The organism is Variovorax sp. M-6 (assembly GCF_052114385.1).
GTDB lineage: Bacteria > Pseudomonadota > Gammaproteobacteria > Burkholderiales > Burkholderiaceae_C > Variovorax.
This window is the reverse complement of record NZ_JBFREQ010000021.1, coordinates 21,766-34,044: the sequence shown is the minus strand read 5'-3', so window position 1 is coordinate 34,044 and position 12,279 is coordinate 21,766. Positions and strand designations below refer to the sequence as shown.

The following is a 12,279-nucleotide window of genomic DNA, read 5'->3' as shown; positions in this document are numbered from 1 at the left end:
CTCAGGAAATGAGATGGTGAGCGCGGGTGAAATCGACCAATTCGACCAGCGTGGAAATCCTGAGCTTCTCGAAGATGCGCGTCTTGTAACTGCTGATCGTCTTGTTGCTGATCAGCAGCGTTTCTGCAATTTCCTTGTTGCTCATGCCGCGCGCGAGGTATTGCAGCACCGTCAGCTCCCGGTCGGACAGCGTCCTGATCAAGGCGTCGGGAGTGGAGGGCGAATTGGGATCGGCCTGCGAGGACAGCGCCGACGAGGGGAACATGCTATAGCCGGCCAGCACCGTTTGAGCGGCCTGCACCACCGTCGCCATGTTTTCGTTCTTGCTCATGAAGCCATTGGCGCCCGCCTGCACCGTGCGGGCGGCGAAAATGGATTCCTGTTGCGCAGACAGCACCAGCAGCTTGGTTGCGGGCTGGGATTTCCGCACGCGCTCGATCAGGTCCAGGCCGCTGAGCCGAGGCAGATCGAGATCGAGAATGACCAGGTCCGGACGTTGATCGCGAATGACAGCCAGCGCCGTGGGGCCGTCGCCGGCCTCGCCGACGACCTGGAAGTCGCCGCGGGCCTCGAGCGCGGAGCGGACCGCGAGCCGGATGGCCGGGTGATCGTCGACAACGATGACTGTATGCATTTTGGTTCCCTTGCTTTGAGTTTGGACCGTCTGACGGCTATTGCGCGAGGATGACTTTTTGATCGAATGCCATTCAACTCTCGCTTTCGGTTCGATTTTAAGTCGCTTCCAAACACAATACGGAAAACATCAACATCGAGAAAGCCTGATATTCCATTAGTTTGCAAAGAAATCCACACATGGATGGCTTTGATATTCATTTGAATTTCAGAACTTTCTTATTGTGTTTTTGGAAAATTCCCACAAATATAAAAGTAATTGAAATCAATTCGACAAACCAAATTATTAATCTGGTTTTGTCAGAAATCACAACAACGCCATGCGGAGCAGGCTTCTTTCCTTTTATTTGGGGTCACTTTCCTCGCACGCCCGGATGGCGCCTTCCCAGCCAGCCTCCTCGGGTCAGGGCGAAAGGCCGTGCAAATAGGTGAAGGTGCAATGTCGCGAGATCGCCGCTTTCGCGCAGCAGTGCGCGCCGACCGACTGCAGTTCGGCCTGAGTGCAGTGGGAGTTGCCGCTGGCGGACGCGCTCGGGCAAGAGGGTGCGCGCGGCGTGTCGGTCGCCCTCGCAAAGGCGCGCGCGGGTCGGGCCGAACGGTTCGCCCAGCGCGCCGCCCGCCATGGCGCCTTCGGCAGCGGTTGAGCGGCGGGGGACCTGGCACGCCGGCCGGCGCCGCCCGGCGCGCGGGTGCGGCTCGTCGCAGTCGAGCCGCCCCAAGGCAGACTGCCCCGCGGGGCAGCGTCTACGCGGAGTGGCGGGGTGCGAGGGCGCTCAGCCCGCGCGGCGGGCGCCCTGCACCTGGTAGCCGTTCTGATAGATGCCGATCACCAGGCCACTGACGGCGTCGGATGGCCGGGCGGTGACGAATCGGTTGCCACCGGCCTGATACACGACGATGGTGCATGCCGCGCTCCTGCTCAGGGTGCGCGCCACGCCGCTGGCCTGGCTGGCTGTCTGATAGGTGTTCATGGGGTGGCTCCTTTCTGAATGGGGTTCGCCGGTCGGCGAGTCACGAGCGCGCGGCGGCCAGCAGACCGTCGATCGCGAGCACCACGCCCTCCCGGGCGTCCTGCGAAGGCACGCCTTCGAGCAGCATGTTGCGCACGAGGCCCAAGGTGTTGATGAGCTCCGCCTCCATCTCGGTCAGCAAGGGAATGACCTCGAAATCGGGGTACTTGCCCTTGGCGCCCATCGGTCTTCCGGGACCTGAGAGGTCGACGTCATAGCCTTCGCTGATTGCCTGTTTCTGGGTCTTCATGGCTCGCCAACATGGATTGGGGTTGCGGTGGTCGGACCGCGAGAGCGGCGCCGGATCAATGTAATACATTGTGCCTAGTTACTTCCAAAGTAACAAGATGATTCATAACTTTCTTCTACATTTTTTCATCGGCACTGCAAGCTGGCCCGCGAGTTGCATCAGCTCGCGGAGCGCGGGTTTTCCGCCATACAACCCGGCAACTGGGTTGTATACAGTTTCGCGTACAGAACAGTGGACGGTGCGCGATGCTGCATCGCCCGCGCCCGTGGTCCTTTCCTCCCGCCGCCCCCAGGAGATCTCGTCATGACGGCTGTTGCCTCCCCTGCCATCCATCCCGTCGACCAGCGCCTGCCCACGGGCAAGCTCGCGGCCCTCGGCCTGCAGCACGTGCTCGTGATGTACGCCGGTGCCGTGGCGGTGCCGCTGATCGTCGGCCGCGCGCTCAAGCTCACGCCGCAGGAGGTCGCGCTGCTGATCTCGGCCGACCTGTTCTGCTGCGGCATCGCGACGCTGATCCAGGCGCTCGGCGCGACCCAGTGGTTCGGCATCAAGCTGCCGGTGATGATGGGGGTGACCTTCGCATCGGTCGCGCCGATGGTCGCGATCTCCAACGCCAACCCGGGCCAGGCCGGCGCGCAGCTGCTGTTCGGCGCCATCATCGGCGCCGGCATCATCTCGATAGGGATCGCGCCGATGGTCTCGCGGATGCTGCGCTTCTTCCCGCCGGTGGTCACCGGCACCATCATCGCGGTGATCGGCATCAGCCTGATGCGCGTGGGCATCAACTGGATCTTCGGCAACCCGGTCGGGCCGACCGCGCCGGCGCTGGTCGACCCGGTCTACGCCAAGTGGCTGGCCGACGTCACCTCGCCGGGCTCGGCCGTGCCGCCCTTGCCCAAGGGCCTGTCGATCGTGCCCTCGGTGCCGAACCCCCGCTACGCCGATCTGGGCGGCCTCGCCATCGCAGCGCTGGTGCTGGTGTCGATCCTCCTGATCGTCAAGTACGCCAAGGGCTTCATCGCCAACATCTCGGTGCTGCTGGGCATCGTGATCGGTGCCGTGGTCGCCACCGTCTTCGGCTTCATGACCTTCGAGAAGGTCGGCAGCGCCGCGTGGTTCGACATCGTGCTGCCCTTCCACTTCGGCCTGCCGAAGTTCGACCCGGTGCTGATCCTCACGATGTCGCTGATCATGATCGTGGTGATGATCGAATCGACCGGCATGTTCCTGGCGCTCGGCGAGATGACCGACCGCAAGATCAGCCAGCAGGACCTGGCCCGCGGCCTGCGAACCGACGGCCTCGGGACCCTGATCGGCGGCGTCTTCAACACCTTCCCCTACACCAGCTTCTCGCAGAACGTCGGGCTGGTGGCGGTCACGGGCATCAAGAGCCGCTATGTCTGCGTGGCCGGCGGCGTGATCCTGATCGTGCTGGGCCTGCTGCCGAAGATGGCGGCGCTCGTCGAGTCGCTGCCCACGGTGGTGCTGGGCGGTGCCGGGCTGGTGATGTTCGGCATGGTCGCGGCCACCGGCATCCGCATCCTCTCGGGCGTGGACTTCAAGACCAACCGGCACAACGCGATGATCGTCGCGGTGTCGATCGGCGTCGGCATGATCCCGCTGCTGGCACCCAACTTCAAGCAATGGATGCCGCACGCGATCCACTCGCTGGTGGAGTCGGGCATCCTGCTGGCCTCGGTCTGCGCAGTGCTGCTGAACCTGTTCCTGAATGGGGCCAAGCACGACGAAGCGGCGATCGTCGCCGCGGCGAAACAAGCCGAAGCGCATTAGGCTCGCCCCCAGGTCGGGCTCACTGCGTGTAGCCCTCCCACCCCCTACCGGGGGCAACACCAGCGGCCCGGCAGAGCCGGTTCCGCGGTGTTTCACCAACGGGCCTGGCTGCGCCGGCCGGGCCCCGGTCGGGGCCGCTAGCCGAGAAGGAGGGCGTCGTCGGAGACCTGCTCGCCGCGCACCTTCTCGAACATCGCGAGCAGGTGCTGCACATCCATTCCCTCGCGCTCCTCGCCGCTGACGTCGAGCACCACCTGACCCTGATGCAGCATCACGGTGCGGTCGCCGACGTCGAGCGCCTGGCGCATGCTGTGCGTGACCATCATGGTGGTCAGCCGGTTCTCGGCGACGATGCGCGCGGTCAGCCGCAGCACGAAGTCGGCGGTGCGCGGATCGAGCGCGGCCGTGTGCTCGTCGAGCAGCAGGATCCGCGAAGGCTGCAGCGACGCCATGAGCAGGCTCACCGCCTGCCGCTGGCCGCCCGACAGCAGGCCGATGCGGTCGCCGAGCCGGTTTTCGAGGCCCAGTCCCAGGATGGCAAGCCGCTCGCGGAAGCCTGCGCGCATCGAGTCCCGGACCGCACGGCCCAGCCCGCGGCGCGCACCGCGCATCTGCGCCAGCGCCATGTTCTCCTCGATGGTCAGGTCCTCGCAGGTGCCCGCCATCGGGTCCTGGAAGACGCGCGCCACCTGGCTGGCGCGCTGCCACACCGGCTGCCGCGTGACGTCGACGCCGTCGATCGCGATCCGGCCGCTGTCCACCGGCATGTCGCCGGAGATCGCGTTGAGGAAGGTCGACTTGCCGGCACCGTTGGAGCCGATCACCGTGACGAACTGGCCGGCCGGGATTTCGAGCGACATGCCGCGCAAGGCACGCGTCTCGATCGGCGTGCCGGCATTGAAGGTCATCTGCAGGTCTTTGGCTTGCAGCATGTCAACTCGCCTTTCTGCCGAACCAGCGGCGCTTGAACTGGGGAATCACCAGGGCGACGGCCACCAGCAGCGCCGTGACCAGGTTCAGGTCCTGCGCCTGCAGGCCGATGAAGTCGCTGTTGAGCGCCAGCGCGATGAAGAATCGGTAGACGATGGCGCCGACGATCACCGCCAGCGTCACCAGCACCAGACGGCGCGAAGGCAGGATGCTCTCGCCGACGATCACCGCCGCGAGGCCGATCACGATCGTGCCGATGCCCATCGAGATGTCGGCGCCGCCCTGGGTCTGCGCGAACAACGCGCCGCCCAGGGCCACCAGGGCATTCGACAACGCCATGCCGCACAGGATCATGGTGCCGGTCGCCACGCCTTGCGAACGGGCCATGCGCGGATTGGAGCCGGTGGAACGGATCGCCAGGCCGGTCTGGGTCGTGAAGAACCAGTCCAGCAGCAGCTTGGCCAGCAGCACCACCACGGCCAGGATGACCGGCCGCGCGATGTAGTCGCCGATCCAGTCGGGCTGCAGCACGGTGAACACGGTCGCTTCGGTGATCAGCGGCACATTGGGCTTGCCCATGATGCGCAGGTTGATCGAATAGAGCGCGATCATCACCAGGATGCTGGCCAGCAGATCCATGATCTTCAGCCGCACGTTCAGCCAACCGGTCACGAGGCCGGCACAGGCGCCCGCGACGGTTGCGATCGCGGTCGCCGAAAAGGGATCGAGGCCGTGCGAGATCAGCACCGCGGCCACCGCCCCGCCGAGCGGGAAGCTGCCGTCGACCGTCAGGTCGGGAAAGCGCAGCAGCCGGAAGGAGATGAAGACACCGAGCGCCACCAGGCTGAAAATCAGACCGATTTCCAGCGCGCCGAACAATGAAAACAAGGACATGGAATTGAAGCGGTCGGTTGGGCTGATGGCCCGACGCTGCCGCCTCCGACACGCCGCGAGGCGTGACGGGGCAGCGGCTCAGGCCGTGCGAGGCAAGCGCCTTACTTCACCACGTGCGCGGCCGACGCCATGAGCGCGCTCGACAACTTGGCGCCCTGCTTGGCCGCCGCGCCCGGATTGACGTACAGCTCGAGCTTGGAGGTGGTCTCGGAAGCGATCGCGCCCGGCGCCTCGCCCTTCAGGATCCGCACCACGATCTGGCCGGTCTGCACGCCCAGGTCGTAGTAGCTGATGCCCAGCGCCGCGATCGCGCCGCGCTTGACGCTGTCGGTGTCGGAGGCCACGAGCGGAATCTTCGCGTCGTTGCCGACCTTGACCAGCGCCTCGTAGGCCGACACCACGTTGTTGTCGGTGTTGGTGTAGATCACGTCGACCTTGCCGATCAGGCTGCGCGCCGACGAGCCGACGTCGACGGTGCGCGGCGCGGCCGCTTCCACCAGCGTCATGCCGCGCTTGGCCAGCAGTTCCTTCAGCTCCTTGACGACCACCACCGAATTGGCCTCGCCCGGGTTGTAGACCATGCCGACCCGCTTGGCGGCCGGCACCACCTGCTGGATCAGGTCGACCTGCTTGTCGAGTGCCAGCACGTCCGACACGCCGGTCACGTTGGTGCCGCTCGGCTTCATCGACGGCACGAGCTGGGCCGCCACCGGATCGGTCACGCCCGAGTAGACGACGGGCATCGTCTTGGTCGCTGCCACCACGGCCTGCGCCGAGGGCGTCGCGATGGCGACGATCGCATCGGGCTGGTCGCCGACGAATTTGCGCGCGATCTGCGCCGCCGTGCCGGTGTTGCCCTGGGCGCTCTGATACTGCCACTTGAGGTTCTTGCCGGCCTCGAAGCCCGCTTGCTTGAGCGCGTCCTTGACACCGTCGCGGATCGAATCGAGTGCCGGGTGTTCGACGATGGCCGTGACCGCGACCGACTTTTGCTGCGCCTGCGCGGGCGTGACGAACAGCGCCATGGCCGCGGCCATGGCACCTGCGGTCAGAAGAAACTTGTTTCCGATCGACATGGAAATCCTCCGTTGAGTCTCTGGTATTTGCGAATTCCCAGGGAGGACAGGAGCGGCTGGCCAATGGGCTACACCCGCCGCGGCGCGGCCGCGAGTCCCTCCCCGAAGGCGCGCAGTCTAACTGCTCGACTTCAGAACGGCAGCAGCCACGGCACCAGCGCGACGCTCACGACCAGCACCAGCAGCACCAGCGGCAGGCCGACGCGCACGAAATCCATGAAGCTGTAGTCGCCCGGCCCGACCACCAGCGTGTTGACCGGCGACGAGACCGGCGTCACGAAGGCGGCCGAGGCGGCCAGCGCCACGGTCATCGCGAACGGATACGGCGAGGCCTGCAGCTCCTTGGCAATGGCCAGGGCGACCGGCGCCATCAGCACCGCGGTCGCGGTGTTGGAGATGAACATGCCGAGCACCGCCGTGACCGCGAAGATCACGGCCAGCACGGTGCGCGGTCCGGCGTCGCCGACGATGCCCATCAGCATCTGGGCCGCGAGATCGACGCCGCCGGTGCGTTGCAGAGCGAGCGAGAACGGCAGCATGCCGACGATCAGCACCAGGCTCGGCCAATGGATCGCGCGGTAGGCGCTGCGCAGGTCGACGCAGCCGCAAAGGCCCATCAGCAGGCAGCCGATCAGCGCCGCCTGCACATTGGGCAGCCAGCCGCTGACCATCAGCACCACGACCAGCGCGAGCGAGAGCAATGCGAATGGCGCGCGCGAGGCGGCCGGCGACACCTCGTCGAACTCCGAGGGCAGGTTGAAGATGATCAGGTGCATGTCCGACCGGAGCCTGCGGATCGCGTTCCAGATGCCGACCACCAGCAGCGTGTCGCCGGCCTTCAGCGGCTCGTCGAGGATGTCGTCGTGCTCGGCCGACCGGCCATGCTTCAGGCCGATGACCGAGACGTCGTGGTTGGCGCGCAGGCCGGCCTCGACGACGGTCTTGCCGATCAGGCCCGAACCCGGCGGAATCAGCACCTCGGCCATGCCGATGTCCTGCGCATGCGCGGAGAAATAGGCGCCGGCCAGCGGCAGCCGCTCGAGCGCGAAACGTCGGCCCAGGCCGTCGAGATCGGCGGACGGCCGCGAGACGTCGAAGAACAGCACGTCGCCGGTCTCGATCGGCGTTCCGGGCGGCAGCAGGTCCTTCGCGAAACGGCGCTGGCGCTCGATGGCCAGCAGGTTCACGCCCGGCATGGCGCCCGCTTCGAGCGCTTCGAAGACGTGGCCGGCGGCGGCCGATCCGGGCAGCACCCGGAACCGGTGCCCGCGCTCGGCCAACGCGTATTCGTCGATCCACTGGCCGAGCCCCGCCCTCTGGCCGGCGGGCAAGGCCGGGGCCTTCGATCCGCCAAGCCAGCGCCGCACCCCCAGCATGTAGGCGATGGCGACGACCAGCACCGGCAAACCGAAGGGCGTGAAGCTGAAGAACTGGAAGCCTTCGAAACCCTTGCGCACCAGCTCGGCGTGAATCACCAGGTTGGGCGCGGTCGCCACCAGGGTCATCATGCCGCTGATCAGCGCCGCGATGGACAGCGGCATCATCAGCCGCCCGGCCGCCACGCCGGTGTTGCGCGCAATGCGCAGCACGATCGGCACGAAGATCGCGACCACGCCGGTCGAGCTCATCACCGAGCCGACGCCGGCCACGATCACCATCAGCAGCACGATCAACCGCGCCTCGTTGCCGCCGGCCCGCGCCACCAGCAGATCGCCGAGCCGCTGCGCAACCCCGGTGCGCAGCAGCCCCTCGCCGATCACGAACAGCATCGCGATCAGCACGATGTTGGGGTCCGCGAAACCGGCCAGCGACTCCTGCATGCTGATCACGCCGGTGAACGGCAGCGCCGCCATCATGAGCAGCGCGACCACGTCGGTGCGGGGGCGGCCGATCGCGAACATCGCCACGGCGCTGGCCAGCAGCGCAAGGACAAGGCCGAGCTGAGGGCTCATGGGGTCAGATCATCGCCAGCGGCTTCTTGCGCCGCGGGGCCGGATGAAGACGGTCGATCTCGGCCAGGACGTCCGGGTCCAGCGCCAGCGCGGCCGCCGCGAGGTTGTCGCGCAGATGGGCCTCGCGCACCGCCTTCGGAATCGCGGCCACGCCGGGCTGCGCCAGCACCCACGCCAGTGCGAGCTGCGCCGCGCCGACGCCGAGCCGCCGGGCGATCTTCTGCAGGCCGGCATCGGCGGCCAGCGCGCCCTGGTCGATCGGGCTGTAGGCCATCAGCGGCATGCCGCGCTCGCGCTGCCAGGGCAGCAGGCTGAACTCGGGACCGCGCTCGGCCGCCGAGTAATAGACCTGGTTGGCGGCACAGTCGCTGCCCAGGGCGGCGAGTTCCTCCAGGTCGTCGGTGTCGAAGTTGCTGACGCCCCAGCGATGGATCCGCCCCCGCGCCACCAGCGCGCGCAGCGCTTCGCAGGTCTCGGCCAATGGATGCTCCCCGCGCCAGTGCAGCAGGTAGAGGTCGACGTGGTCGAGGCCCAGCCGCGCGAGGCTGCGCGCACAGGCCGCCGGCGTGCCGCTGCGGCTGGCGTTGTGCGGATAGACCTTGCTGACGATGAACAGCTCCTCGCGCCTCACGTCGCCCGCGCGCAGCGCCTCGGCCACGGCCTGGCCCACCACCTCCTCGGCACCGCCTTCGCCGTACATCTCTGCGGTATCGATGAGCCGGTAGCCCATCTCGATGGCGGCGCGAACCGCCGCGACTTCCGCAACGCGGTGGCCGGCGGACTCGCCCATCTTCCAGGTGCCGAGGCCGAGCGCGGGCATCCGCCCGGCGCCGGGCAGTTCCAGATATCGCATGGGATCTCCTTCTCGATCTTGGGCGGGATCGCATCCCGCCCGCCACGATGCTAACCAAGCCGCGATCGCCGAGGCACTGGACGATCCATCCAATATGTCGGACACTTACTCCAACATGACGGAACAAACAGCCAGCCTGAACGACCGCATCGCCGCGCGGGTGCGCGAACTGCGCGCGGCGCGCGGCCTGTCGCTCGACGCGCTGGCCACGCACTGCGGGGTCAGCCGCTCGATGATCTCGCTGATCGAGCGCGGCGAAAGCAGTCCCACGGCCGTGCTGCTGGAAAAGCTCGCCACCGGCCTCGGCGTCGCGCTGGCATCGCTGTTCGAGCCGCCGCAAGCGAGCGACGACCCTGTCGCGCGGCTGGCCGACCAGCCCTTGTGGCGCGATCCGCATTCGGGCTACGTGCGCCGCAACGTTTCGCCCGCCGGCGGGTCGTCGCCGATCCAGATCGTCGAGGTGGCCTTCCCAGCGAAGGCGCGGGTGGCCTACGAGAGCGGCGCCCGCGAACCCCGCATCCACCAGCAGGTGTGGGTGCTGGAGAACACGATCGAAGTCACGGTCGGCGACGCGACCCATCGGCTCGAGGCCGGCGACTGCCTGGCCCACGTGCTGGACCGCCCCGTGAGCTACCACAACCCGACGCGCAGCCTCACGCGCTACGCCGTCGTGATCGCCTCCCTGCCCTCCGCCTGGAGATGAAATGACGACCGACGCCAAGACACGCGCTCGCAGCATCCGCCGCCTTGAAACGGTCTCCGACGCGCAGCTGCGCGCCCTGTCCGAACTGCTGATCGATGGCGTCGAGGGCGGCGCCTCGGTGAGCTTCATGCATCCGTTGCCGCTGCCCGAGGCGATGGCGTTCTGGCGCCGTGTCGCCGAGGGGGTCGCGCAGGGCGAACGCGCCCTGCTGGTGGCCGAGGATGCCGACGGCATCGTCGGCACCGTGCAACTGGTGCTGGCCCAGCCGGACAACCAGCCGCACCGCGCGGACCTGTCGAAGATGCTCGTCCACCGCCGCGCGCGACGCCAGGGCTGGGGCGAGGCGCTCATGAGCGCGGCCGAACGGATGGGGCGCGAATGCGGCAAGTCGCTGCTGGTGCTCGACACCTCCAGCGACGCCGCCGAACGCCTGTACGAGCGGCTCGGCTGGCAACGCGTCGGCGTGATTCCGGGCTATGCGCTGCTGCCGCAGGGCGGGCTCTGCGCCACGACCTACTTCTACCGGCAGCTGGAAGCCGGGGAGAACGCTCGCCGCAGCGACGTGTCGTGAGCGCGAAGCCTCAGCTTTTCCCGCGGAGAAGCTCCGCCTTCTGCGCCAGTTCCGCGGCCGCGACGACCTGCTGAACCGACAACGGCCCGGTCAGCTCGACCTCGCCGGCAAGAACGCTTGCCAGCGCGGCTCGCCCCGCATCGCCGGCCAACCAGGCAAACGCCGACGTGATCGATCCAGCGCCGAACGTCGCGCGAAGCGCCTTCGACGCGGCACGGCTCACCTGGGCAAACGCTTCGTGGTCCGCCGCAGCCGAAGCCGCACGAACGACCAGGCAGCAGGCTGCGAGCTTGTCGGCTTCAGTGCGCAAGCGACGGGCCTTGCCTTCGCTCTGGGCCGCGCGCTCCGTCTCCAGCGACGCCGACGCAGGATCCGCAGGAGAGAGGGGCAGGTTCTTTTCAAGCGGCATGGCAGCGTTCATTTTCAAGGAGCCGCAGATTGTCGCCGCAGCGCTGCCGGCCGGCGTCGTGCGAGACGGGCATCACTGCGCCCCATCGACGCTAGCGACCGCCTTCCATCTCCGCGCTGTACTTCCCTTCGCTGGCCAGGCCATTGAGCCGTGCCCGCTTGCGCAGCGCGTCCTGGCAGGCGCGCGCATGGGCGGGCTGCCCCTGCCACGCCTGCAGCGCTGGATCCTGCAGTGCACGCCCGTAGGAGAAGCTGAGCTGCCAGGGCTGCGGGCCCAGGCGATTGAGCGCGTCCAGGTTGGCAGTCGCCTCGACGGGCGACTGCCCGCCGGACAGGAAGTTGATACCCGGGACCGCCGCCGGCACCGCGCGCCGCAGCACGCGAAGGGTCTGCGCCGCCACCTCCTCGGGACCGGCCTGCTGCGCATGCGCCTTGCCAGGCACCACCATGCTGGGCTTCAGCAGGATGTGCTCGAGCACCACACGATGGCGGCGCAAGGCCCCGAACACCTCGTGCAGCACCTCCTGCGTGACCTCTGCGCAGCGCGCCAGGCTGTGGTCGCCGTCGATCAGGACCTCCGGCTCGACGATCGGCACCACCCCCTGCGACTGGCAGATCGCCGCATAGCGCGCGAGCGCCTCGGCGTTGGCCTCGATCGCCATCCGGCTCGGCAGCGTGCCGGAGACGTTGTAGACGGCGCGCCATTTCGCGAAGCGCGCGCCCTGCGCCACGTAGGCTTCGAGGCGCTGGGCGAGTCCGTCGAGTCCCTGCGTGATCTCTTCGCCAGGCGCGAATGCCAGCGGACCCTTGCCGGCGTCGACCTTGATGCCCGGCACGATGCCTTGCCGCGCGGCCAGGGCCGCGAGCGGCTCGCCGTCGTCCGCACTCTGGCCCAGGGTCTCCTCGTACAGGATGACGCCGCTGATGGACTCGCCGAGCCCGGGCGTCGACAGGAGCAGGCTGCGGTAGGCACGCCGGTTCTCCTGCGTCGACTCGACGCCGATCGCCTTGAAGCGCTTGGCGATGGTGGGACCGCTCTCGTCGGCGGCAAGGATTCCCTTGCCCCTGCGAACCAGCGCTTCCACGGTGGCCTGGAGATCATTGGAAGTGGACATGGCGGATCCTTCGTTCGAGCGGGCCAGTCTCCTGCTTCGAGGCGCTGGAGCGCAAGCCCATGCCGGGCGTGATGTCTTGGTCGAGGTCGATCA

At 67.6% G+C, this 12,279-nt stretch carries 14 protein-coding genes; 4 read left to right on the top strand and 10 right to left on the bottom strand.

The annotated features are described in order from the left end of the window. Nucleotide 1 precedes the first annotated feature (1 nt). Nucleotides 2-634 (bottom strand): response regulator, encoded by a 633-nt coding sequence (locus tag AB4Z46_RS21955; RefSeq protein WP_442285658.1) that lies wholly within the window; start codon nt 632-634, stop codon nt 2-4. A 179-nt stretch (nt 635-813) separates the two neighbouring features. Between AB4Z46_RS21955 and AB4Z46_RS21950 the strand changes: the two genes are divergently transcribed. Beyond that, the gene (locus AB4Z46_RS21950) at nt 814-1,065 is read left to right on the top strand and encodes a hypothetical protein (protein WP_442285657.1); all 252 of its coding nucleotides are present in this window, start codon (nt 814-816) and stop codon (nt 1,063-1,065) included. A gap of 341 nt (nt 1,066-1,406) precedes the next feature. Here AB4Z46_RS21950 and AB4Z46_RS21945 read toward each other — a convergent pair whose 3' ends face one another. Then, nucleotides 1,407-1,604, bottom strand: coding sequence for a hypothetical protein (locus AB4Z46_RS21945; protein ID WP_442285656.1), 198 nt, complete (start codon nt 1,602-1,604; stop codon nt 1,407-1,409). Between the two features lie 40 nt (nt 1,605-1,644). Next, nucleotides 1,645-1,893 (bottom strand): hypothetical protein, encoded by a 249-nt coding sequence (locus AB4Z46_RS21940; RefSeq protein ID WP_442285655.1) that lies wholly within the window; start codon nt 1,891-1,893, stop codon nt 1,645-1,647. 303 nt (nt 1,894-2,196) lie between these two features. On the opposite strand from AB4Z46_RS21940, the gene AB4Z46_RS21935 reads away from it, so the two are divergent. Further along, the gene (locus AB4Z46_RS21935) at nt 2,197-3,684 is read left to right on the top strand and encodes a nucleobase:cation symporter-2 family protein (protein ID WP_442285654.1); all 1,488 of its coding nucleotides are present in this window, start codon (nt 2,197-2,199) and stop codon (nt 3,682-3,684) included. 137 nt (nt 3,685-3,821) lie between these two features. Here AB4Z46_RS21935 and AB4Z46_RS21930 read toward each other — a convergent pair whose 3' ends face one another. The 5 genes from AB4Z46_RS21930 to AB4Z46_RS21910 form a co-directional block, all read right to left on the bottom strand. Next, complete coding sequence (locus tag AB4Z46_RS21930; RefSeq protein ID WP_442285653.1) at nt 3,822-4,616, bottom strand: ABC transporter ATP-binding protein; 795 nt, start codon at nt 4,614-4,616, stop codon at nt 3,822-3,824. Nucleotide 4,617: 1 nt separating this feature from the next. Continuing rightward, on the bottom strand, nt 4,618-5,508 hold the full coding sequence (locus AB4Z46_RS21925; RefSeq protein WP_442285652.1) for an ABC transporter permease: 891 nt from the start codon (nt 5,506-5,508) through the stop codon (nt 4,618-4,620). 101 nt (nt 5,509-5,609) lie between these two features. Then, nucleotides 5,610-6,584 carry an ABC transporter substrate-binding protein gene (locus tag AB4Z46_RS21920; RefSeq protein ID WP_442285651.1) on the bottom strand — a complete coding sequence of 325 codons (975 nt, stop codon included), beginning with the start codon at nt 6,582-6,584 and terminating at the stop codon, nt 5,610-5,612. Nucleotides 6,585-6,715: 131 nt separating this feature from the next. Continuing rightward, nucleotides 6,716-8,536, bottom strand: a complete 1,821-nt coding sequence (locus tag AB4Z46_RS21915) for an SLC13 family permease (RefSeq protein WP_442285650.1) — start codon at nt 8,534-8,536, stop codon at nt 6,716-6,718. A gap of 4 nt (nt 8,537-8,540) precedes the next feature. Next, nucleotides 8,541-9,389 carry an aldo/keto reductase gene (locus AB4Z46_RS21910; RefSeq protein ID WP_442285649.1) on the bottom strand — a complete coding sequence of 283 codons (849 nt, stop codon included), beginning with the start codon at nt 9,387-9,389 and terminating at the stop codon, nt 8,541-8,543. Between the two features lie 115 nt (nt 9,390-9,504). Between AB4Z46_RS21910 and AB4Z46_RS21905 the strand changes: the two genes are divergently transcribed. Together AB4Z46_RS21905 and AB4Z46_RS21900 are read left to right on the top strand one after the other, a co-directional pair. Further along, the gene (locus AB4Z46_RS21905; protein WP_442285648.1) at nt 9,505-10,092 is read left to right on the top strand and encodes a helix-turn-helix domain-containing protein; all 588 of its coding nucleotides are present in this window, start codon (nt 9,505-9,507) and stop codon (nt 10,090-10,092) included. Between the two features lies 1 nt (nt 10,093). Beyond that, entirely contained in the window at nt 10,094-10,663 is a 570-nt protein-coding gene (locus AB4Z46_RS21900; protein WP_442285647.1) for a GNAT family N-acetyltransferase, read from the top strand. A gap of 10 nt (nt 10,664-10,673) precedes the next feature. Here the strand turns inward: AB4Z46_RS21900 and AB4Z46_RS21895 are convergent, their stop codons facing one another. Together AB4Z46_RS21895 and AB4Z46_RS21890 are read right to left on the bottom strand one after the other, a co-directional pair. Next, on the bottom strand, nt 10,674-11,084 hold the full coding sequence (locus AB4Z46_RS21895) for a hypothetical protein (RefSeq protein ID WP_442285646.1): 411 nt from the start codon (nt 11,082-11,084) through the stop codon (nt 10,674-10,676). Between the two features lie 79 nt (nt 11,085-11,163). Beyond that, nucleotides 11,164-12,186 carry a class I fructose-bisphosphate aldolase gene (locus AB4Z46_RS21890; RefSeq protein WP_442285645.1) on the bottom strand — a complete coding sequence of 341 codons (1,023 nt, stop codon included), beginning with the start codon at nt 12,184-12,186 and terminating at the stop codon, nt 11,164-11,166. Nucleotides 12,187-12,279 lie beyond the last annotated feature (93 nt).

Coding starts and splice junctions, on each gene's coding strand:
- AB4Z46_RS21955 (WP_442285658.1), bottom strand. CDS start 634: ATGCATACAGTCATCGTTGTCGACGATCACCCGGCCATCCGGCTCGCG.
- AB4Z46_RS21950 (WP_442285657.1), top strand. CDS start 814: ATGGATGGCTTTGATATTCATTTGAATTTCAGAACTTTCTTATTGTGT.
- AB4Z46_RS21945 (WP_442285656.1), bottom strand. CDS start 1,604: ATGAACACCTATCAGACAGCCAGCCAGGCCAGCGGCGTGGCGCGCACC.
- AB4Z46_RS21940 (WP_442285655.1), bottom strand. CDS start 1,893: ATGAAGACCCAGAAACAGGCAATCAGCGAAGGCTATGACGTCGACCTC.
- AB4Z46_RS21935 (WP_442285654.1), top strand. CDS start 2,197: ATGACGGCTGTTGCCTCCCCTGCCATCCATCCCGTCGACCAGCGCCTG.
- AB4Z46_RS21930 (WP_442285653.1), bottom strand. CDS start 4,616: ATGCTGCAAGCCAAAGACCTGCAGATGACCTTCAATGCCGGCACGCCG.
- AB4Z46_RS21925 (WP_442285652.1), bottom strand. CDS start 5,508: ATGTCCTTGTTTTCATTGTTCGGCGCGCTGGAAATCGGTCTGATTTTC.
- AB4Z46_RS21920 (WP_442285651.1), bottom strand. CDS start 6,584: ATGTCGATCGGAAACAAGTTTCTTCTGACCGCAGGTGCCATGGCCGCG.
- AB4Z46_RS21915 (WP_442285650.1), bottom strand. CDS start 8,536: ATGAGCCCTCAGCTCGGCCTTGTCCTTGCGCTGCTGGCCAGCGCCGTG.
- AB4Z46_RS21910 (WP_442285649.1), bottom strand. CDS start 9,389: ATGCGATATCTGGAACTGCCCGGCGCCGGGCGGATGCCCGCGCTCGGC.
- AB4Z46_RS21905 (WP_442285648.1), top strand. CDS start 9,505: ATGACGGAACAAACAGCCAGCCTGAACGACCGCATCGCCGCGCGGGTG.
- AB4Z46_RS21900 (WP_442285647.1), top strand. CDS start 10,094: ATGACGACCGACGCCAAGACACGCGCTCGCAGCATCCGCCGCCTTGAA.
- AB4Z46_RS21895 (WP_442285646.1), bottom strand. CDS start 11,084: ATGAACGCTGCCATGCCGCTTGAAAAGAACCTGCCCCTCTCTCCTGCG.
- AB4Z46_RS21890 (WP_442285645.1), bottom strand. CDS start 12,186: ATGTCCACTTCCAATGATCTCCAGGCCACCGTGGAAGCGCTGGTTCGC.